Here is a 21,628-nt window from a genome sequence, read left to right on the forward strand (position 1 = left end):
AAAATAACACCCACACAACATGACAGAAATGCGCCAGGATCATAATTGAAACAAAAATGTTAAAAAGTTTGAGCTGGCTCGCACAAGCGCGACCTTTTTTAACTTTTGTAATCAGGATTTTCGTGCGACAGATACCGTTCTTCAAAGATATCCGCGGGAACGGGCCGAGCAAACAGGAAGCCTTGCGCGACGTTGACTCCAGCCTGTTCCAGCCACGCGCGTTGCGCCTCGTTCTCCACGCCCTCGGCAATCAATTGTAAATTAAGACTGCGGGCCATCAGGATAATCGCCGTCACCATACTGTGATCATCTGGTAACCCATCGACAAACATTTTATCAATTTTAAGGATATCGACCGGTAGCGACTTCATATGCTGTAACTGGCGCAGCCCCGCGTAACCCATGCCAAAATCATCCAGTGCGATACGCACGCCAGCATTACGTAACGGACGTAAGATAGCGACGGCAGCGTGCGGATCGTCGATACGGCGGCTTTCAGTGACCTCAAGAATCAGCGTACCCGGTTGAATACGATAGCGGTTTAACAATTCCAGCAGCTCCGACACCATGCCAGGGTGCATGAGCTGTAATGCGGAAAGATTGACGGAGAGCGGCAATGTCACGCCGCGCTCCTGCCAGGCGGCAAGCTGGCGGCAGGACTCTTCCAGCACCCAATGGCCCACCGTGACCATCAGGCCGCAGGATTCAATGCGCTCAATCAGCCCATCTGGTAATTCCCAGCTACCGTCCGGCTGTTGCATACGTAACAAGGCTTCGGCGCTTAATACGTTGCCGCTGCGCATCTCGACCTGCGGCTGCAGCCAAATGGCAAACTGATGGTTATCCAGCGCGGTAAGGATATCGCTCTCTTCGGTAAGGCGCTGTTGAGCGGCCTCCATCTGCGCCGGGTCAAAGAACTGGATCTGATTTTTACCTTTTCGGCGCGCGGTAAAGGCGGCGGAGACGGCGCGACCATAGAGCTCTTCGGCGGTCAGATCGCCATAATACATCGCAATGCCAATACTGCAGCTTGGGCGCAGTTGAATACCCTGGATGGGCAGTCGTTCATTAATGATAGTGAGTATTTGCTGACCTAATGTAATGGCGTGCCACGGCTCTTTAACGCCGTGGGCGATAATGGCGAAGTCATACCCGCTGACCTGCGTAAGCACCATGCGCGGCGCCAGCACCGACTTCAGCTTCTCAACCAGCGTCAGTAATAGAATCTCCCGCTGCGTTTCTTGCAGCACGCCTGCCGTGTCACGCAACGTTTCGCACGTCACGATGATAAGCGCGGTGGTCTGTTGGCGGGTGATAACCTGTTCCAGCAGCGCCATTAAAAAGGCTTTATTGGGCAGCTCGGAAACCGGAAAACGCATCGCGTTGTCCGTTTGCTCCTCGCGTTGACGCTGCATAAGCTGCTGGTTGAGGTTATAGCTGCGCACCAGCATCCCAATTTCATCATCCTGATGCAGACGCGGCAACGCCAGCTGATGTCCGATCAGCTCCTGCTGCGGAATGTCGTTCAGCTCGCGGGCGATTTTGCGCAGCGGATGCACAATCAGGCGGTTTACGCACCAGGCGATGGCCACCGTCAGGATCAGCGATAGAAGTAAGTAAATGGTCACTAACGTAGAGAGCGCGCTCATGACGAACTTGTACATACGGTACGAATCCGCCTGCAATACAAGGTAGGCCAGCGGTTGCGGATTGGCGGGACGCTCCAGCGAATAAACCGGTAAAGAAATTTGTACCGGCAGTTCGAAGAGACGCGTCACCATAACCGGGACGGGGCGTTCAGGAATGAAGCGCTTACGCAACGCCTGGAACTGATTCGGCAATACCACATCGGCGCGACTCACCACGCCCGCAGGTTTAATACTTTCCAGAATGGTTTCCGCGCCGGGGAGATCCGCTTTTAGAATCGCGGAAGAAAGAGGTTCCCGAACAGATCGCGCGATACTTTCCAGTTGCGTAGCCGTGTTGTAGCGGTTCTGCTGTACCAGATGGAACAACAAAACGGTGCAAAAGACAAAAACAAACACCATGACAACGGCCGCAACCATTGCCATCTGTTTAATTGTTAACGAGCGGCTGACGCGCAAATTGACTCTCCCTGGATATCCCGGACTGCCGCCTGAGTATACCCGATTGCAGCGGCATTAAGAGAGGCTGTATCTGAAAAGGACTTTTCTGAATAACGGTTAATGATAGCGTCTGATGGCGCTGCGCTTCTCAGGCCTACGACGCCTGTCAATTCGTAGGCCTGACGCAATGATTACCAGTCAGCGTAAGGCACCAGAGGCTGCGGCGGTAAATCCATATCCCCCTGCCAGCCCGCCGCGGAATAACGGACATACAGCAGCAGATGACTGGGGGTATAATCTTTCGCCTGCTGAATATCGACAGCCGTACCCACAAACCAGTTGGCAGTGACCCGGCGTTCAATGAGCGCCCGCGCGGTATAGCCAAATCCCTGGCTGCTGCCGCCGCCGTTGGTCTGGTCACGCGCATCCTCCTGATAATCCGCCGGAATCAAATTCATCAGCGGATAACGCGGCATGGTACGGTTGCGGGAGTGCGACCAGGATACCGAGCCGCCTAGCTCCCACGACCAGTTTTCCGTACGCTGCCGCCACATCACCGGCACCGCAAACGACAGGTATTCCTGCGGGCTATAATAACCGCCCTGACCCAGTGAATAACCGCTCAAATCTTTGTCGTAATGCCAGATCATGTTATTCAGCCCGACGGTAACGCGGCGGTTATTCTCGTTAATCACCTTATAGTAATAACCGGTCATCCAGCGCACGCGCCAGTTATCTTCCACATTTTTACCGCTCAACTGGTCGCCGCTGAGCGACGCCCAGACACCGTTTGCTTCGCCTTTATCATAGCTGAGACTGACGCCGCCGCCGTTGGCCCGCACGCCGCCCCATTTGGTGCCGGTATTGCTGCTGGCGTCCTTTTGCCCGCCAAACGCCAGCAGCGAACTGGAGATCGGGCGACGATGCGCGTTCAGGGTATAACCCAACGGCCCGATATCGTCGCTATAGCTGACGCCGCCGACCACATCAACGACATTAAAGCCCATCGGCGTCGTGCCGATATCCCAGCGCCAGGTCTCATTCTGCCAGCCGACCGCCACGCTCGCGCCCGTATCGGCCTGGCTACGATGTCCGCTGCATTTCTCCAGCGTACAGGTACCCCAGTTATTATCGTATTTTCCGTCCGCATCCGTAGAGAAACGGCCAACATCCATATTCACCATATCAGTACGAAAGAACGCCCGTCCGTCCGACCAGGGCGCATCCACCTGAAGCATCGTGGTATGCGCCTTCAGATCGGAGTAACCGCCAGTCCCGCTCGATCCCCAATAATCGTGCGCCAACGTGACATTGAGATCCTGCTGACGGTACAACTCCGCCGCATCGCTACGCACGCCGCGTTTTAGCCAGTCATCTTTTTCATCATTGCGCGTCAGGCGGGTAAAGGTATCGTTATCCAGGGGACGAACCGGCGTAATCGCCGCGGCGACCATTGCCTCTTTGTAGGTCTCCAGCGCCCGCTGCGGCTCGCCCGTTTGCGCCTGAAAAGCGGCGGCGTCACGCAATACCATTGCGCTTTCCATTGATGGCGGCTGTGCTTTTGCCTGCGGCGTAATGCGGTTAAAGGTCCGCGCCGCCGCCGTGATATCGCCAAGCTGGAGCTGCGCCAGCGCGACGCGGCGCTGCATGTTAAGAGAGGTGATTTGCGACGCAGGCAGCGCCGCCAGTTGAGCGCGCGCCGCGGCGTTATCGCCCTGTGCGATGTCGATTTCCAACCGCCCCAGCATGGCATCGACATTACCCGGTTCCCGCGCCAGAACGGCGTCATAAGCGGCGCGGGCCGCCGCATTATCGCCACGCTGCTGCGCCCAGTCCGCCAACGTTAACGCAATGCGCGTAGAGGGCGGCTGCTGACGTAACAACGCTTCCGCTTCGCGTTCTTTGCCGCTATCGCGCAAGCGGTTAGCGCTTTCCAGCACCTGGTTACTTTGCAATCGGCCCGCCAGTTCCTGAATATTGCTGTTCCACTGGCTGGTCGGTAGGGTATTGAGATGCGCCAGCGCCGCCCGGTCCCGATCGCTGCCGGAAAGATAAAGCCCATAAGCATAGACCTGTTCCGGATCGTTTGGCTTCTGCTGCGCCAGAGAGCGCATTTGCGCATCGGCCTGGGCGTGCTGCCCGGCCTGCCACAGATCGCGTGACAGTCGGTACGTCACCCACACGCTCCCCGGATCTAATGCCAGCCGACGACGGTGCAGTTCTGCGGCCTGCGCCCATTTGCCCTCGCTTTCCAGCGTTTCCGCCTGCTGCGCCAGACGGTCATTTTCCAGACTGCGTTCGATATCGTCGATACTGCGCCGCTGGCTGGCGGAAAGAGAAGCGATAAACGCGGCGGCTTTTTGCGGCGACTGCTGGCGATAAAGATTCGCCAGCCCGCGTACAGCATTGGTATTACCGCTGTCCATACGCAGCGTCTGCTGATAATAACGTTCGGCGGCGGCATTATCTTTGCGCGCCATCGCCACATCCCCCAGCCCCAGCACCGCGTAGCTGTCGGTGTTATCCACCGCTCGCGCCTGCTGATAGAAACGCTCCGCCTGGGCCAGATTATTCGCTTTTAAGGCCGCGTCGCCCTGCTGAATTAACAGCCAGTAGCGATTGACCTTCAGCAGACTCTCCCACTTATCGCGGCTGCTGCTGTGCGGCGCCATCGCCAGCGCCTTTTCAAACTGCGCGACGGCGCGGGCGCGATCGCCACGCTGTGAGTATGCCTGCCCCAGCGCGCCGACCGCCTCGCTGTCGTCCTGCCGGGCGCTCACCGCCTGCTGCAATTGCGCAATGGCCTTACCGCCTTCTCCGGCATTAACCGCCGCGATGCCCTGCGAGCGCGCACGGAACGCCGGATCGGCTAACTGTTTTTGCTGCTCGCTAAGCTGGGCGCGGGCGGCAGACACGCTATCGCCTTCGCTAAACTGCGTCAGATAGTCTTGCAACGCTTTTACGCTGGCGTCGCTCACCGGGAGATCTTTTATCTGCTGGTACCAGATGGCGGAGGCCGCGCTGCGTCCCGTACTGGATTTCGCCATCTGTTTTAGCACCGCAAATCCCTCATCGCGCCGCCCGCTGGCGAACAACAGTTGCGCCAGCGCATTTTGCAGAGCGTTATTACCCGGACTGACGGCATTGATTTTCTGTAGCTGGTTAATCGCTTCGTGACGGCGGGCGGGCAATTTCGCCACGGTCGTCCAGTATTCGACCGCCAGTTCGCCCTCCGGCGGATAACCTTTAAACAGCTTGTCGTAGCTGGCGATCGCTTGTTCAGTATGGCCGGTCGTCGCCAGTAAACGCGCCTCCTGCAAAGACTGACGTCCTTGTGGCGTGGAGAGCAGCATCGCGGTGCGGGAAGATTGATACGCCGTCGACTCCGGCGCCAGTTGCGCCAGCCGGTCAAGTAGCTTCTGCGCCCCGTCGCTGTCCCCCTGGCGCAACAGATAGCGGAAACGGGCGGCGATAACCTGTGGATCATTGGGGTCGATCAGCTCCAGGCGATAGAGCGACTGACGGACTAAGTCCTCACGGTGCGTGGCCTCGCCCAGCCGAACCTGCTCCAGCAACTGTTGCTGCGCGGAGGTCGCTGCGCCGGCAAGCGGTGTTATCGCCATACCAAGCGATAAACCCAACAATGCCCGAGAAACGCCCCTTTTGCCAGGTAAGGCGTTTCGACCGCCAGCCGGCAAAAAAGCGTGCATGAGACTTAACGTGAACTTACGCATTCCTGGCCCCAGTCAGGTAATAATTCACCTTTGACGGTGAAGCGAAAACGGTGCTGATCCCAGCCTTGGCCAAAGAGAGTCAGCACATAGTTGTAATAGGCATCGCTGCCAGGAAAATGGTCTGCGACCCGCTGTCGCTGCACGGCCTGGGCGTCGCGATTTTGCAGGAAAGGCAGTAAGGCGGCGGAAAACCCGACCGGCCCCGTCCCTTGCGCGTTCCCGCTGACGACATCCACTTTCTCCGGTGGAACGCCGTTTTTCATCGTTAACGTCGCCATCGGTTTAAATCGCGCCAGTAAACGCGCTTTTTGCGGATCGCCATCATGCATCATTCCCGCCCATAAATAGACGCGAATCGCATCGTAGCTACTGATCAGCGTCTTTTCCGCTTTCAACTGCCAGCCTTGCTTGCTTTCATAACGCACCCAGTCCGGCGAGAAACCTTTCGGCGCGGTTTCCAGCAAAAGCCGCAAATTGGTTTCCCGTAACGTCGACCACGGCGCGCCAAAACGGCTAAAGTATTGCGCCAACTGCGGCGGCAGATAGCTTGGGTTAAAACGCCAGCTATTCGCCTCGGCAAAGCCGATTTTGCCAGGTAGCAGCATTGAGCCCAGCCCCGGCACATTCACGACCTCTTCGCGGGCGATGCGTTTTAGCAACGCCGTGCCCACCTCGGTATAACGCGTCTCTTTCCACAGACGACCGGCCTCCAGCAGCGACCATGCCATCCAGATATCGCCGTCGGACGCGGAGTTGCTGTCCAGCACCGACCAGGTGTCGGGATTTTTTTGCCCCCACAGCCAGGCGGGCAGATGTTCGCGCAGCGATCCCTGCGCCAGATTGTTTTGCGTCCAGTTAAACAGTTGCGCGAACGCCGGTCGATCGTTCGCTGCCAGGGCAAAGAACATGGCGTAGCTTTGCCCTTCGGAGGTGGTAATTTTTCGCGCATCGCCCGGATCGATAACGCGTCCCTGCTGGCTAATGTAATCTTTCTTGAACTGTTCCCACGCAGGCCAGCTACAGGCCGCCTGCGCATTTATTGCCGTCAGCATGACGATCATCGTTATCCATCCGCGCAGCATAGTCATCATGCGTTACTCATGGTCAGGGTCGAGACGACGGCGACTGAGAATACGTAGCAGACGCCACAATACCCACGCCAGTAATACCACACTGAGGGCCGCCAGTACCGCCAGCAGCACCGGGTGATTCGCCAGCGCATACCACAGCCGCTCAAACCACGGCAGATGTCCGACGTAATAGATATCGCCAACGCGCAGACTGTGAACGCCGGACTCGCGGATCACCGCCACGGAACCAAACATCGCGGCGCGTTTACCGCTGTCGTTCACGGCGTCGTTCAGTAGCTGGTAGCCGCGCGGGCTGTCAGCCAGCAGAGCAATCACGCTGCGCTGATCATTAAACGGCGACTGGAAGCCCACCACCGCCGCCATCGGGCCGCTGGCGGTGACGGTGGACTGCGCATCCGCCGCGCGATCGGCCTCATCCGGCATAATCGACGGGAAAGCGGTCTGCCGCATCGGGGTTTTTACCCAGCTTTGTGTCGCCTGCACCAACAGATCGATACGCTTATCGTCTTTTAGCTTGCCCGGAATAGCGCCAATAATCAGCAGATCGGCGTCTTTGTCGGCTATCTGAGCGCTATCATCGGTGATGGTCAGATTAATTGCCGGGAAACCGGTCTGCCCGCCAATGGCGCCGACCGTATTCAGCAGCGTTTCCATTTGCGCTTCGGTTGGGGTCTTCGGCATCACCGCCAGCGTGTCAGACAAGTCGGCCATCCGGCTGAACGGGAAACCCGCATTGGCGAACGCGCGTAAATCCGGCATCGCGATAAAGTGGTAATATTTCGAAAAATCGATAGTGGAGTCATCCCCTATCACCACATGATTCGGTACCGGCTGGAAGGTAATACAGTTGTCCACCGACCCGCCCGGCATCGGGTTCATGTAGCGGAAGTCAAAACGTAGTTGGTTCATCGCCCCCAGTTTGAGCGCCGGAATAGACACATCCGTTTTACCATCCAGCAGTCCCTGAAGTACCGGCAGGCGCAACAGGAGTCGATTAGTTTCCTGCGTGCTGTTAAGACTAAAGGCTTGCAGGAACTGGTTATTCAGACTGATGTCCAGCCGTGAACTGTCTTTGGTCGGCGGCGAGGTATAACGGTAGTTGAGATCCATATCAATACCGTTGCTACGCAGCAAATAGAGGTCCGGCGGCAGATTCAAAGAAACGTTGATGGGCGCCGGCTCCAGCCCACTCGACTGGAGCTGCTCTTCATAGGTTTTCAGCTCGCCAAAAGTGACCGGGCGATCGGTACGCACCCAGTTCGGCGCATCATACGGTTTGCGCGCCAGCAGCGGTTTTACATCGTTGACCACCACGCTGGAACCACGGAAGAGAATATTCCCTTGCGCGATACCTTTTGCCGCCTGCAACAGGTCTTTATCATCACGGCCAAACACGACCAGCAACTTCACATACGGATTATCCGGATGGCTCATCATCTCGATAACCGGCGCGTTAACCGCAGGATGATCGCGCAGGAAATCGGGGCGTCGATCGTTGGTGGCGAACACGATCGCATTGCGATCCGGCAGGTGATTATACAACACCGGGAAGCGCTGACCGCGCCAGCCCGCCCGCGAGCCAAACCAGGACGCGACAATAGAAGCCGCCTGCTGCTGCGCCAGATCAGGCATATCAGCAAACACTATCGGCAACGTCACCGGACGGTTATCCCGCGGATCAAAAAACGGCACCGGGAAGTGGGACAGATCGTTATTCACCGCCAGCATGTTATAGGTCAGATCCAGGGCGCTATTTCGCCCGATGTCTAACCACAGAGTACTGCTGGCCGGGTTTTCACACACGTCGCGATAGTGGCCGACAAACTCCAGCCGCACCCGGTTAAAGTCGGTGATAAATAGCGGATTGATAGGTACCTGCGCCAGCGTCTTTTTCCCCAACTGCTCTTTTGTCACCGGCAGTACGCCCATCAGTTCATCATTGAGATAAACCTTGAGCTGCGACTGAACCGGCAGGAGCGACGGCGAGGGCGTATATTCCAGATTCAGCACCGCTTTCGACGCCACTTCATCGCTGCGCATACCAAATTCAATGCCGCCGTTAGGGTTAACGCCACGCAGCGCCATACTGCCCGGCGGCGGCGCGATTTGCGCAAAGGTCAGCTTGACCTCGCGCGAAGGCGCGGTTTGCGCCACGACGGGCGCCTCAGTTGCGGGCGACGGCGCAGGCTCGGTGGGTTCAGCATTTATCAATGGCGGCGTAGCAGGCGCCGCCGCCGTCATGAAAGCAGGAAACGCGCTTAATCCTATTACCGCCGCACACATCCAGGACAATTTTCTTTTCATCGCATTATCATCATTGTTGAGCCTGAGCCATAACCCGATCCGACGGCTGTATCGCCGCTTGCCGCTCCGGGCGACGCGGAATAAACGATACAATCCAGGCAATTAACGCCGTCAACGATCGGAAAATTACTTTTACTGAAGGCGGCGCGAACTCCGCGAGGTGGCGATATCCGCGGAAGCCCAGCTTCAGAATATCCAGCAAGCTTTCCAGCGGTTTATCTTCCGGGAAGCTATCTTGCCAAAGCGCCCACGTATCGGCGCGCGCGAAGGTACACTGCACAAAATCAATATGTTGTTTGGTGGTGAGCGGCATCAGTTGTAGCCCGACCTCATTGCCCGTTACGCGCACCACCTGCGTTGGAAAGACATATTCCTGCTGCCCGCGTTTAAGCAACAGATTCACTTTCTGCCCTTCCAGCACCTGCGCCTGACCGTTGATCTTGATGCCTAACCCGCCGTCGGAGAAGTCATGTACGGTACAGGAGAACAAATGTCCATCTTCGCGGGCGATGGCCCCCGGCATGGCAATCTCGACCCGATGCGCGCGCCTGACCTGTTTACTCTCTACCGAAACCGCAACCGCGCCGCCGAGAATGACCAGGTTATAGAAGACCCACACCAGGCTAACGATGACGGTCAGCGTTTCATTTTCCGGCCCGTAATAGTATCGCCATACGCCCGCCGCCACGCCGAGCAGGTTAAGCAAGACAAGGAAGATATACGGACGCGAGATTACCCAGTCGACGTACTTCTCCTCCACCAGCCCGCCTTTCGCCGTGACGTTAAATTTCCCTTTGTGCGGATTGATCAACGCGACCAGAGTCGGCGGTGCGATATACCATGCCAGTACCGTTTCATAGATTTCACTCCAGAAAGAGTGACGATACTTGCCCTGAATCTTCGAGTTAGTCAGGCTGGCGTGGACCATGTGCGGTATCACAAATAGCGCAATCATCAACGCAGGCGCATAAATGATATAGGCGTGCAGCAGCAGAAAAGCCAGCGGCGCGGTCAGAAAGATCAGGCGCGGAATGCCGGACAAGAAATGGAACATCGCGTTGAGGTAGCACAGCCGCTGCGCCAGTTTTAAGCCTTTACCAAACAGAGGGTTATCGAGGCGGAAAATTTGCACCATGCCCCGCGCCCAACGAATACGCTGCCCGATATGCGCCGACAGGCTTTCCGTCGCCAGCCCCGCCGCCTGCGGAATGCGCATATACGCTGAGGTATAACCTCGCCGGTGCAGCCGGAGCGAAGTATGCGCATCTTCCGTCACCGTCTCAACGGCGATACCGCCAATCTCATCCAGCGGCTTACGGCGAATCACCGCGCACGATCCGCAAAAGAAAGTGGCGTCCCACATATCGTTACCGTCCTGCACCAGTCCGTAAAACAGCGTGCCTTCGTTAGGCGTTTTACGAAAACGTCCCAGGTTGCGCTCAAACGGGTCCGGGGAGAAGAAATGATGCGGCGTCTGCATCATCGCCAGCTGTTTTTCTTTCAGGAACCAGCCCATTGTCATTTGCAGAAACGAGCGTGTCGGCACATGGTCGCAATCGAAGATCGCCACAAACTCGCCTTTCGCGTGTTTTAGCGCATTGTTGATGTTGCCGGCTTTGGCATGTTCGTGCGTGGCGCGGGCAATGTAATGCACGCCAACATGCCGGGCAAACTGACGAAATGATTCGCGCCCGCCGTCATCAAGGATCCAGATATTCAGCTTGTCCTTCGGCCAGTCAATGCCAAGCGAAGCGTAAATGGTATTTTTGACCACATTAAGGTCTTCGTTATAGGTCGGTACAAAAATATCCACCGTCGGCCACTGCGACATCTCTTTCGGCAACGGCACCGGTTGACGATTTAACGGCCACACCACCTGGAAGTACCCCAGCACCAGCACAATCCAGGCGTAGGTTTCCGCAAACAGCAGAATCAGCCCGCACACCAGACTGACCGGGTCGTCCCAATTTAGCGTCGAGGTATAGCGCCACCAGATATAACGACAGGAGACCGTTAACGACAGCACGATGAGCATCAGCGCGGAAAAGCGTCCCGGCATACGTCGTACCAACAGCGCAACGCCCCACAGCAACAGCAGAAAGATAAATTGCGATAGCGGGTTAAATGGCTGCGTAATACAGATCAGCGCCAGTATCAGTGAAAAGGTCACGATAACGCCCAGAATAAAACGCCGGGCGCCGTTGCTAAGATGTCCCAGCTCTTTTTCCTTTTCCAGATGCGTTGTCTTTTGGCGCACCCGTTCCGGTAAGGTATCCATCCATTGATGGTAACGTCCACGAACGTCCTTCAGGCGCGCAAATGACCGCCAGCGCGGTTCATGACGTTCTTTAGCCGACGAGATCATCACCAGCCAGAGGGTCTGAATGAGGTAGCGGGCCGGGTCCAGCGGGCGCGGGCGGGCGGCGTTAATATGCGGGTAAAGCGCTTTATGCCCGTCGCGAATACGCTGCCAGCGCGGATGCTCAAGCGGAAACACTATCCACGCCAGAATCATCCACAGGCAGCCGAGCGCTGCGCTAAACGGCGACGCGCCGTGGCGGCGGTAACCCTGATAGCGCTCGCTCAAACGCGCGCTAACCGGCGGGATAAGCAGCCACCGGGAAAGGGCGCTCATCGCAGGCTCCCGGCGGACGTTTTGTCGCCCGCATCATGCAGCAGGCACCAGTTCGCCAGCGTTAACACCTCTTCGGCAGCTAACGAATCGCTGCGATATTCGCCTAACGGCTGTTTCGACGCCATGCACTCCGCCATCGCCTCATCGCGATGGATCACAATGGGCAGCAACCGGCGCTGGCTTTGCAGCCAGACCTGGTACAGATCGTCCTGTAACTGACTGCCAATGCGTAAGTCATTGATCAGAATATGCGCTCCGGCAGGCAACGCCTGCTGATGAAGGCGAATATGGCAGTTAGCGTCAACCTGGGCTATCGCCAGCGTATGGTCGCAGAGGCTCACCAGCTGCCCTGTCAGCGGTGACGCGCCGTAGGGCAAGTCCAGTAAAATCCAGCTATAACGCCCGCTCGCTTTCAGCGCCTGGATAGCCGATCCGATCTCTCCCAGCGTCTCCTGCCAGGACTGCGGATTTTCCCGCTCTTGCGCGGTGAGCTGTCCAAACGGCAGTAGATCAAGCTGCGAGGTATAACGTAATCCGGCATCGCGCCAGTCCTGGCCGTCCAGCAACGATCGCGCCCAACCGCCCTGATGGACGAAGTCGACGTTAAACGACATGCGCAGCAGGTTATCGGGGCTGGCGTCAATCACCAGGACATTTTCCCCTAAGATTTGTAACGCCCAGGCGAGTGCTGCGGTGAGAGATGTGGTTCCCACCCCGCCGCGCACGCCCTGCAGTCCCAGAATCGCCATTCATGGCTTCCTTAATGAATGTGGTTGCGCAAATTCAGCCAGGAGCGGCCATCTTTTAATCGCCGCCGCCAACTGTTCGCGTTGGGAAATATCGGTGTAATCTATTTCGGGTAGTGAAAACGCCTGGCTTAATGCCAGAAAATCATTTTGAAAAGTGTAGCCCAACGTTGGATCGGACTGAGCGCCAGGTTCATTGTTATACATTCTGGTTGCTCCTTTTTAAATATTTCTCACTGGCAGCATTACGCCCCGTCGTCAATACGGGAGAACGCACATTTTTCATCTTTCCGTGACATCATTTATAATGTGTAAAAATGCAAAGCGCAGAGTTACAGGGCATCCTGCCGGACAAATTGATTCACATGCTAAATCTGATGCGTTTTAATTTCAATGTTAGGTTTATTTCTGTGCTTTCGCTAGTAAACTGATAAACAGTTAAAATAGTGACATGAGGGACACTGTGGACCCCGTATTTTCTCTCGGCATCTCATCATTATGGGATGAACTGCGCCATATGCCAACCGGCGGCGTCTGGTGGGTTAACGCCGATCGCCAGCAAGATGCCATCAGCCTGGTGAATCAAACGATTGCGTCACAAACGGAGAATGCAAATGTCGCCGTCATCGGCATGGAAGGCGATCCTGGCAAAGTAATCAAATTAGATGAATCTCACGGTCCGGAGAAAATCCGCTTATTTACCATGCCGGATTCAGAAAAAGGGCTATACTCTTTGCCCCACGATTTGCTTTGTTCTGTTAACCCGACGCATTACTTTTTCATTCTTATTTGTGCAAATAACACGTGGCGGAATATAACGTCAGAAAGCCTGCATAAATGGCTGGAAAAAATGAATAAATGGACTCGTTTTCATCACTGTTCATTGTTGGTTATTAACCCTTGTAATAATAGCGATAAACAGTCCTCGTTGTTGATGGGCGAGTATCGCTCACTTTTCGGCCTCGCCAGTTTACGTTTTCAGGGCGACCAACATTTGTTCGATATTGCCTTCTGGTGTAACGAAAAAGGCGTCAGCGCCCGACAGCAGTTATTGCTGTGTCAGCAGGACGAACGCTGGACGCTATCCCATCAGGAGGAGACGGCAATTCAGCCGCGTAGCGATGAAAAACGCATTCTTAGCCACGTCGCCGTCCTTGAAGGCGCGCCGCCGCTCTCGGAACACTGGACGCTTTTCGACAATAACGAAGCGCTATTCAACGACGCGCGCACGGCGCAGGCCGCGACAATTATTTTTTCGCTTACACAGAACAACCAAATCGAGCCGCTTGCTCGTCGCATTCATACTTTGCGACGCCAGCGGGGAAGCGCGCTGAAAATTGTCGTGCGCGAAAATATCGCCAGTTTGCGCGCCACCGATGAGCGCCTGCTGCTGGGCTGCGGCGCGAATATGATCATTCCCTGGAACGCCCCGCTTTCACGCTGCCTGACGCTTATTGAAAGCGTGCAGGGACAGCAGTTCAGCCGTTACGTACCGGAAGACATCACCACGCTACTGTCAATGACGCAGCCGTTGAAACTGCGCGGTTTTCAGCCGTGGGATATCTTCTGCGATGCCATCCATACGATGATGAGCAACACCCTGCTCCCCGCCGACGGGAAAGGCGTTCTGGTCGCGCTGCGCCCGGTGCCGGGCATTCGGGTTGAGCAGGCGTTAACATTATGTCGGCCAAGCCGAACCGGCGATATTATGACCATCGGCGGCAACCGTCTGGTGCTGTTTTTATCATTCTGCCGGGTCAACGATCTGGATACCGCGTTAAACCATATTTTCCCTTTGCCGACGGGCGATATTTTCTCTAATCGTATGGTCTGGTTCGAAGATAAACAAATCAGCGCCGAGCTGGTGCAGATGCGCTTATTGTCGCCGGAACTGTGGGGAACGCCGCTACCGCTGGCAAAACGCGCCGACCCGGTAATAAATGCCGAACACGATGGCCGCATCTGGCGTCGTATTCCTGAACCCCTGCGATTGCTCGACGACACCGCGGAGCGTGCATCATGATGACCATCAGCGATATCGTGCAAATTATTCTTTTTTGCGCGCTGATTTTCTTTCCGCTGGGGTATCTGGCGCGTCATTCGCTACGCCGTATCAGTGATACAACCCGGCTGCTATTTGCCAAACCTCGTTATGTAAAACCAGCCGGAACTCTGCGCCGCGCTACGAAAGTCAAGGCAGACAAAAAATGACTCAGCATACTCAAACTCCTTCAATGCCTTCTCCGCTCTGGCAGTACTGGCGCGGTCTTTCCGGCTGGAACTTCTATTTTCTGGTCAAGTTTGGCCTGCTGTGGGCAGGCTATCTGAATTTTCATCCTTTACTGAATTTGGTATTCATGGCGTTTCTGCTCATGCCAATACCAAAGTATCGCCTTCACCGGTTGCGCCACTGGATTGCCATTCCCGTCGGCTTCGCGCTGTTCTGGCATGATACCTGGCTGCCCGGCCCGCAAAGCATTATGAGCCAGGGGACGCAGGTGGCGGAATTCAGCTCCGGTTATCTGCTCGATCTGATCGCCCGTTTTATTAACTGGCAAATGATCGGCGCCATCTTCGTACTGCTGGTTGCCTGGCTTTTTTTATCACAGTGGATTCGGGTCACGGTGTTTGTGGTCGCCATCATGGTATGGCTGAATGTCCTGACATTAACCGGCCCGGTTTTTACGCTGTGGCCGGCAGGCCAGCCAACCGATACGGTGACGACGACTGGCGGTAATGCGGCCGCTACCGTCGCGACAGCGGGCGATAAGCCGGTCATCGGCGATATGCCTGCGCAAACCGCGCCGCCGACGACCGCGAATCTGAACGCCTGGTTGAACACCTTCTATGCCGCGGAAGAAAAGCGGAAAACGACGTTCCCGGCGCAGCTTCCGCCTGATGCGCAGCCGTTCGACCTATTGGTCATCAATATTTGTTCGCTCTCCTGGTCGGATGTCGAAGCGGCAGGCTTGATGTCACATCCGCTATGGTCGCACTTTGACATTTTGTTTAAACACTTTAATTCCGGTACGTCTTACAGCGGCCCGGCGGCCATTCGTCTGCTGCGCGCCAGCTGCGGTCAACCATCGCATACCCGACTTTATCAACCAGCCGATAATGAATGTTATCTGTTTGATAATCTGGCGAAACTGGGCTTTACTCAGCATCTGATGATGGATCATAACGGTGAATTTGGCGGCTTCCTGAAAGAAGTTCGCGAAAACGGCGGTATGCAGAGCGAACTGATGAACCAGTCCGGCCTGCCAACCGCCCTGCTGTCATTCGACGGCTCGCCGGTATATGACGATCTGGCGGTCCTGAACCGCTGGTTAACAGGGGAAGAACGTGAAGCCAATTCCCGTTCCGCGACGTTCTTTAACCTGCTGCCGCTGCACGATGGCAACCATTTCCCCGGCGTCAGCAAAACGGCGGATTATAAAATCCGCGCGCAGAAACTGTTCGATGAACTGGACGCCTTCTTTACCGAACTGGAGAAATCCGGGCGTAAGGTGATGGTAGTCGTCGTACCGGAGCACGGCGGCGCGCTGAAGGGCGACAGAATGCAGATCTCAGGCCTGCGCGATATTCCCAGCCCCTCCATCACTAACGTCCCGGCGGGCGTGAAATTTTTTGGCATGAAAGCCCCGCATGAGGGCGCGCCGATTGATATTAACCAGCCGAGCAGCTACCTGGCTATTTCCGAACTGGTCGTACGCGCCGTGGACGGTAAGCTCTTTACCGAAGACAGTGTGAACTGGAACAAGCTGACCAGCAATCTGCCGCAAACCGCGCCGGTTTCAGAAAACGCTAATGCGGTGGTGATTCAGTACCAGGGTAAGCCCTACGTTCGTCTGAATGGCGGCGACTGGGTGCCTTACCCGCAGTAAACCGAAAAAGGCCGCAAGGTTTCCCCTGCGGCCTGGTTCGGGCGCATGTTGCCATTACGGCGGACAGACGCTCAAAACGCGTTACTTCCTGTCACGTAGCCAGTTGACGATCACACTGGCGATAATGCCAGCAATGATCGGCGCCGCCAGATCGTGCCAGAAGGCCACGCCCAACTGCGTAAGCGTCATATAGCCGCCTTGTTGCAATGGCAACCGTTCGCGGCTATCCTTGATGTGTTGAGGTTCAAGTTAGCCCCCGTCAGGTTGCCAGGTTTATACCAGTCAACGTGCGGGGGTTTTCTCTATCCAGCAACCTATGCCGCCGGGGATCAAGCCCCCGCAACATTGCGCCTCACCGGGTAAACCCGGCTTGCTGCTGATATTACGGCAAAATCCCCGTCCCGGCACGGCGCTAACGTGCAATCTGCGTGACGCTTCGCAGACGATTACTTTTATTTGCCAGAATACATTCAGCATTTCTGAGGCTGGCAGTCAGCCGCTCAATTCTGTAAATTATGCCTCCTCGCGGCCAGTCCCGGTGATACCGAAACCCTCGTTCAGCATCCTGCGTCTATGACATATTCGCCTGTTGCGCCAGAGGAATGGCTAAAAGCAGGTATTACCGACGAACTTATCCGTCTTTCAGCGGGACCTGAAGATCCCGACGATATTATTCATGACCTTGAACGCGCCAGCAGAAAAGCAGCATTCTGACGATTGCTCGGCGAACCGCTGTCACCGGTTTGCCGCATCGGGTATCAAGGCACTATAGCCTGGTTATAGGCAGCATTCTTTATGAAAGAGCTGCGTATATTTTGGGCAGGGGGCTCTATGCAGGACGACACATTACCATTAAATAACAGTAACGCTACGACCACACCGCTTTCAACGAGATTACCGTTTACAAAATATGATTTTGGCTGGGTGCTCTTGTGTATCGGTATGGCGATCGGCGCCGGTACCGTCTTAATGCCAGTGCAAATCGGTCTCAAGGGGATCTGGGTATTTATTACCGCTTTTATCATCGCCTATCCCGCTACCTATATTGTGCAGGATATTTATCTAAAAACGTTATCTGAAAGCGAAACCTGTGACGATTATACGGATATTATCAGTCACTATCTTGGCAAAAACTGGGGCATTTTTCTCGGTGTAATCTATTTTCTTATGATTATCCACGGGGTGTTTATTTATTCCCTGTCGGTGGTGTTTGATAGCGCCTCCTATATCAAAACCTTCGGCCTTACTGAGGCCGATCTTTCGCAGTCTATTATCTATAAAGTCGCGATTTTCGCCGTGCTGGTGGCGATTGCCTCCGGCGGGGAAAAGTTATTATTTAAAATTTCCGGCCCGATGGTGGTGGTAAAAGTCGGGATCATTCTGATATTCGGTTTCGCTATGATCCCACACTGGAATCTTGATAATATTTCCGCCTTTCCCGCCGCATCGGTTTTCTTTCGCGACGTACTGCTCACTATCCCATTTTGCTTCTTTTCTGCGGTCTTCATTCAGGTGCTAAACCCAATGAACATCGCCTATCGTAAGCGCGAACCTGACCGTGTGCTGGCCACCCGGATGGCGATTCGCACGCATCGCATTAGCTATATTACGCTGATTGCCATTATTCTCTTTTTCTCGTTCTCGTTTACCTTTTCGATTAGCCATGAAGAGGCGGTATCAGCGTTCGAGCAGAATATTTCCGCCCTTGCACTGGCAGCTCAGGTAATCCCTGGCCATATCATCCACATTACCTCTACCATCCTCAATATTTTTGCCGTACTTACCGCGTTCTTTGGTATTTATTTAGGTTTTCACGAAGCGCTTAAAGGTATTGTACTGAATGTATTGAGTCGTATTATGGATGTCAAAAACGTCAACCCACTGTTACTGACATCTGGAATCTGTGTCTTTATCGTGGTTACTCTGGTTATTTGGGTTTCGTTTCGCGTCTCAGTATTGGTCTTTTTCCAGTTAGGCAGTCCGCTTTATGGCATTGTCGCGTGTATTATTCCCTTTTTCCTGATTTATAAAGTAGCGCAACTGGAAAAATTACGCGGCCTGAAAACCTGGCTTATTCTGTTATATGGAATATTGTTGTGCCTGTCGCCGTTATTAAAATTGATTGAATAAGTCGTACCGGAGAGCCATGCCCGGTGGCGCTACGCTTACCAGGCCTACAGGTACGGTGTAGGCTTGATAAGGCGCAGCCGCCATCCGGCATAAAACGCAATTAACTCAGCGGTTTCTGCGGATTTTCATCCTGATCGACGGCAAAGCAGGCCACCAACTGGCCGTCGTACTCTTTAAGCTGCGGCTGTAACTGCGTACAGGGTCCGAAGCGACGGCTGCAGCGAGCGTTGAAGGCGCAGCCCGGCGGCGGGTTCAGCGGACTCGGCAACTCGCCGGTCAGCTTAATCCGCTCACGGCGATCGTCCGGATTCAGCCGCGGCGTGGCGGAGAGTAACGCCTGGGTATAGGGATGACGTGGATTGTTAAAAATCTGCTCTTTGGTCCCTTTCTCCACGCAGCGGCCTAAGTACATGACCATCACTTCATCGGCGATGTGTTCCACCACCGACAGGTCGTGCGAGATAAAGACATAAGACAGCCCCATATCCTGTTGCAAATCCATCATCAGGTTCAGCACCTGGGCGCGCACCGACACGTCGAGCGCGGAGACCGGTTCGTCGGCAATCACTACGTCCGGATCAAGCATCAGACCGCGGGCGATAGCGATACGCTGACGCTGGCCGCCGGAGAACATATGCGGATAGCGGTCGTAGTGCTCGGTTTTCAGCCCCACCTTCGCCATCATCGCCAGCGCTTTTTCACGACGCTGCGCTTTACTCAGGCTGGTATTGATCAACAACGGCTCTTCCAGAATTTGCCCCACTTTCTTGCGTGGGTTCAGGGAACCGTAGGGGTTCTGAAACACAATCTGAATTTTCTGCCGCCGTAGTTTCTGCGCGTGCGGATCGTGTTTGAGCAGATCCTGCCCCTGGTAATAAAGCTCGCCGCCGGTTGGCGTTTCAATCATCGTCAGCAGGCGACCCAGTGTGGATTTTCCACAACCGGACTCCCCCACTACGGCCAGCGTTTTACCGCGTTCGAGATTAAACGACACGCCGTCCAGCGCTTTTACCAGCCGTTCCGGAGAAAAGATCCCCTTCTTCACCGGATAGTGTTTTTTCAGGTCGATAGCCCGCAACAGCGGCTGTTGCAAGGTGGCCTCATGCGTGCTCATAGTGTGGGCCTCCCGGCATCATCGAGTGGGTAATGACATTTTGACTGACGTCCATCGTCCAGTTGGTTGAGAGCAGGTTCTTCCGCACGACATCTGTCCGTGGCGTAGGGGCAGCGCGGGTTAAGCAGACAACCCGTCGGTCGGTCATATTTCCCCGGCACCACGCCCGGCAGCGACGCCAGACGCGCTTTATCTTGCGCAAACTCTGGTAACGCACGTAGCAATGCCTGGGTATACGGATGACGCGGCGCGCGGAAAATATCCTGCGCAGCGCCGGTTTCGACGACCTGCCCGGCGTACATGACGATAATTTTGTGCGCCGCTTCCGCCACCAGCGCCAGGTCATGGGTAATCAGCACCAGCGCCATGTTCTCTTTTTGCTGCAACTCCAGCAGCAGCTCAATGATTTGCGCCTGAATGGTCACATCCAGCGCCGTGGTCGGTTCATCAGCAATTAACAGCTTTGGTCGACAGGCTATGGCCATCGCAATCATCACGCGCTGACTCATGCCGCCAGAAAGCTGGTGCGGATAGACATCCAGACGAGAAGCCGGATCGGGAATACCCACCTGGTTCAACAGGTCAATCGCTCGCTGACGACGGGTTTTCTTGTTCCCGCCCTGATGTACCTTGATGGCTTCCATAATCTGAAAGCCAACGGTATAGCAAGGATTGAGGCTGGTCATCGGGTCCTGGAAAATCATCGCCACTTCAGCGCCCACCAGGTTGCGACGTTCCTTCTCGGAAATGCGCTTCAGATCCTGTCCGTTAAAGAGCAGGTTTTCCGCCATCACGCGGCCTGGGTAATCGATAAGCCCCATAATCGCCAGCGAGCTGACGGATTTGCCGGAACCAGACTCGCCGACAATACCGACCACCTCACCCTGCTTCACGCTGTAGCTAATGCGGTCGACGGCTTTGAACGGTGTCCCTTCGTCGCCGAAGTGCACCGATAATTGATCTACATTTAATAACGCCATCTCGAACCTCTTACTGCTTCAGTTTGGGATCGAGCGCGTCACGCAGACCGTCACCCATCAGGTTAAATGCCAGTACCGTCAGCAGAATCGCCAGCCCCGGGAAGGTCACGACCCACCAGGCGCTTTGCGCGAACTGCAATACGTCAGAGAGCATGGTGCCCCATTCGGGCGTTGGCGGCTGTGCGCCCATCCCCAGGAAGCCGAGGGCGGCCATATCGAGAATGGCGTTAGAGAAACCGAGCGATGCCTGAACGATCAGCGGCGCAAGGCAGTTCGGGAAAATATTGACGAACATCTGACGCATCGCGCCTGCGCCCGCCACGCGGGAGGCAGTCACATAATCGCGGTTCACCTCTACCAGAACCGCCGCACGGGTTAAGCGGACATAGTGCGGCAGCGCCACAAACGTCAACGCCAGCGCAGCGTTGCCGATGGAGGGGCCGAAGATCGCTACCAGCACCAGCGCCAGCAGCAGGCTCGGCAGGGCCAGCATAATATCGACCACGCGCATGATGATGTTATCGACCAGACCGCCGAAGTAGCCCGCGACCAGGCCGAGAATAATCCCCATTACCAGCGACAGGACGACCACCAGACAGCCGACCAGCAGTGACAAACGCGCGCCATACATCAGGCGCGAGAGGACATCGCGACCAACATCATCCGTTCCCAGAATATGCGCCCAACTGCCGCCTTCCTGCCAGACCGGCGGCGCCAGCAGCGCATCGCGGAACTGCTCTGCCGGGTTGTACGGCGCAATAAAGTTGGCAAACACCGCAATCAGGATCACGATGAGAACATACGCCAGCCCGACGACCGCGCCTTTATTGCGTTTGAAATAGTGCCAGAACTCCCGCAATGGCGTCATGGGCGCCGGTGCGGCATTAACATTATTTTCAGTAACCTGTGACATGATGGCC

15 protein-coding genes and 1 pseudogene are annotated in these 21,628 nt (G+C 55.5%); 5 read left to right on the forward strand and 11 right to left on the reverse strand.

The annotated features are described in order from the left end of the window. Positions 1-98: 98 nt before the first annotated feature. From hmsP to bcsR, 7 genes are all read right to left on the reverse strand, one after another. Positions 99-2,105 (reverse strand): biofilm formation regulator HmsP, encoded by a 2,007-nt coding sequence (hmsP, locus tag ACLJPQ_RS12725; RefSeq protein ID WP_001266356.1) that lies wholly within the window; start codon positions 2,103-2,105, stop codon positions 99-101. Between the two features lie 173 nt (positions 2,106-2,278). After that, on the reverse strand, positions 2,279-5,821 hold the full coding sequence (gene bcsC, locus ACLJPQ_RS12730; RefSeq protein WP_001225183.1) for a cellulose synthase complex outer membrane protein BcsC: 3,543 nt from the start codon (positions 5,819-5,821) through the stop codon (positions 2,279-2,281). Then, complete coding sequence (gene bcsZ, locus ACLJPQ_RS12735) at positions 5,803-6,912, reverse strand: cellulose synthase complex periplasmic endoglucanase BcsZ (RefSeq protein ID WP_000988806.1); 1,110 nt, start codon at positions 6,910-6,912, stop codon at positions 5,803-5,805. The genes bcsC and bcsZ overlap by 19 nt, the downstream gene beginning before the upstream one ends. Positions 6,913-6,915: 3 nt before the next feature. Continuing rightward, positions 6,916-9,216 carry a cellulose biosynthesis cyclic di-GMP-binding regulatory protein BcsB gene (gene bcsB / locus ACLJPQ_RS12740; protein WP_000823812.1) on the reverse strand — a complete coding sequence of 767 codons (2,301 nt, stop codon included), beginning with the start codon at positions 9,214-9,216 and terminating at the stop codon, positions 6,916-6,918. Positions 9,217-9,226: 10 nt separating this feature from the next. Then, entirely contained in the window at positions 9,227-11,851 is a 2,625-nt protein-coding gene (gene bcsA, locus ACLJPQ_RS12745; protein WP_058653081.1) for a UDP-forming cellulose synthase catalytic subunit, read from the reverse strand. Next, entirely contained in the window at positions 11,848-12,600 is a 753-nt protein-coding gene (bcsQ, locus tag ACLJPQ_RS12750; protein ID WP_076933327.1) for a cellulose biosynthesis protein BcsQ, read from the reverse strand. Before bcsQ ends, bcsA begins: the two co-directional genes overlap by 4 nt. Beyond that, positions 12,601-12,804 carry a cellulose biosynthesis protein BcsR gene (bcsR, locus tag ACLJPQ_RS12755; protein ID WP_000282616.1) on the reverse strand — a complete coding sequence of 68 codons (204 nt, stop codon included), beginning with the start codon at positions 12,802-12,804 and terminating at the stop codon, positions 12,601-12,603. A gap of 244 nt (positions 12,805-13,048) precedes the next feature. Between bcsR and bcsE the strand changes: the two genes are divergently transcribed. Genes bcsE through bcsG form a run of 3 tightly spaced genes read left to right on the forward strand, consistent with a single transcriptional unit; the run spans position 13,049 to position 16,484 of the window. Continuing rightward, positions 13,049-14,620 (forward strand): cellulose biosynthesis c-di-GMP-binding protein BcsE, encoded by a 1,572-nt coding sequence (bcsE, locus tag ACLJPQ_RS12760; RefSeq protein ID WP_001205769.1) that lies wholly within the window; start codon positions 13,049-13,051, stop codon positions 14,618-14,620. After that, positions 14,617-14,808, forward strand: coding sequence for a cellulose biosynthesis protein BcsF (gene bcsF / locus ACLJPQ_RS12765; protein ID WP_000988321.1), 192 nt, complete (start codon positions 14,617-14,619; stop codon positions 14,806-14,808). The genes bcsE and bcsF overlap by 4 nt, the downstream gene beginning before the upstream one ends. Beyond that, entirely contained in the window at positions 14,805-16,484 is a 1,680-nt protein-coding gene (gene bcsG / locus ACLJPQ_RS12770) for a cellulose biosynthesis protein BcsG (RefSeq protein ID WP_000192022.1), read from the forward strand. Before bcsF ends, bcsG begins: the two co-directional genes overlap by 4 nt. 81 nt (positions 16,485-16,565) lie before the next feature. On the opposite strand, the gene ACLJPQ_RS12775 is transcribed toward bcsG, so the two are convergent. Next, positions 16,566-16,673: a type I toxin-antitoxin system toxin Ldr family protein gene (locus ACLJPQ_RS12775; protein ID WP_001537650.1), complete on the reverse strand. Its 108-nt coding sequence runs from the start codon at positions 16,671-16,673 to the stop codon at positions 16,566-16,568. 372 nt (positions 16,674-17,045) lie between these two features. Between ACLJPQ_RS12775 and ACLJPQ_RS12780 the strand changes: the two are divergent. Then, positions 17,046-17,198 (forward strand): annotated as a pseudogene (locus ACLJPQ_RS12780) (PLP-dependent transferase); the annotation flags it as partial. A 117-nt stretch (positions 17,199-17,315) separates the two neighbouring features. Then, positions 17,316-18,614: an aromatic amino acid transport family protein gene (locus ACLJPQ_RS12785; RefSeq protein ID WP_001150163.1), complete on the forward strand. Its 1,299-nt coding sequence runs from the start codon at positions 17,316-17,318 to the stop codon at positions 18,612-18,614. 100 nt (positions 18,615-18,714) lie between these two features. On the opposite strand, the gene dppF is transcribed toward ACLJPQ_RS12785, so the two are convergent. The 3 genes from dppF to dppC are packed head-to-tail and all read right to left on the reverse strand — an operon-like array spanning position 18,715 to position 21,621. Then, a complete protein-coding gene (dppF, locus tag ACLJPQ_RS12790) occupies positions 18,715-19,728 on the reverse strand; it encodes a dipeptide ABC transporter ATP-binding subunit DppF (RefSeq protein ID WP_000103563.1) in 1,014 nt (337 codons plus the stop codon). Further along, positions 19,725-20,708: a dipeptide ABC transporter ATP-binding protein gene (gene dppD, locus ACLJPQ_RS12795; RefSeq protein WP_001196509.1), complete on the reverse strand. Its 984-nt coding sequence runs from the start codon at positions 20,706-20,708 to the stop codon at positions 19,725-19,727. Before dppD ends, dppF begins: the two co-directional genes overlap by 4 nt. Before the next feature lie 10 nt (positions 20,709-20,718). Then, on the reverse strand, positions 20,719-21,621 hold the full coding sequence (gene dppC, locus ACLJPQ_RS12800; RefSeq protein WP_000084690.1) for a dipeptide ABC transporter permease DppC: 903 nt from the start codon (positions 21,619-21,621) through the stop codon (positions 20,719-20,721). Between the last annotated feature and the right edge of the window lie 7 nt (positions 21,622-21,628).

Source organism: Salmonella sp. SAL04213 (assembly GCF_046550535.1).
GTDB lineage: Bacteria > Pseudomonadota > Gammaproteobacteria > Enterobacterales > Enterobacteriaceae > Salmonella > Salmonella enterica.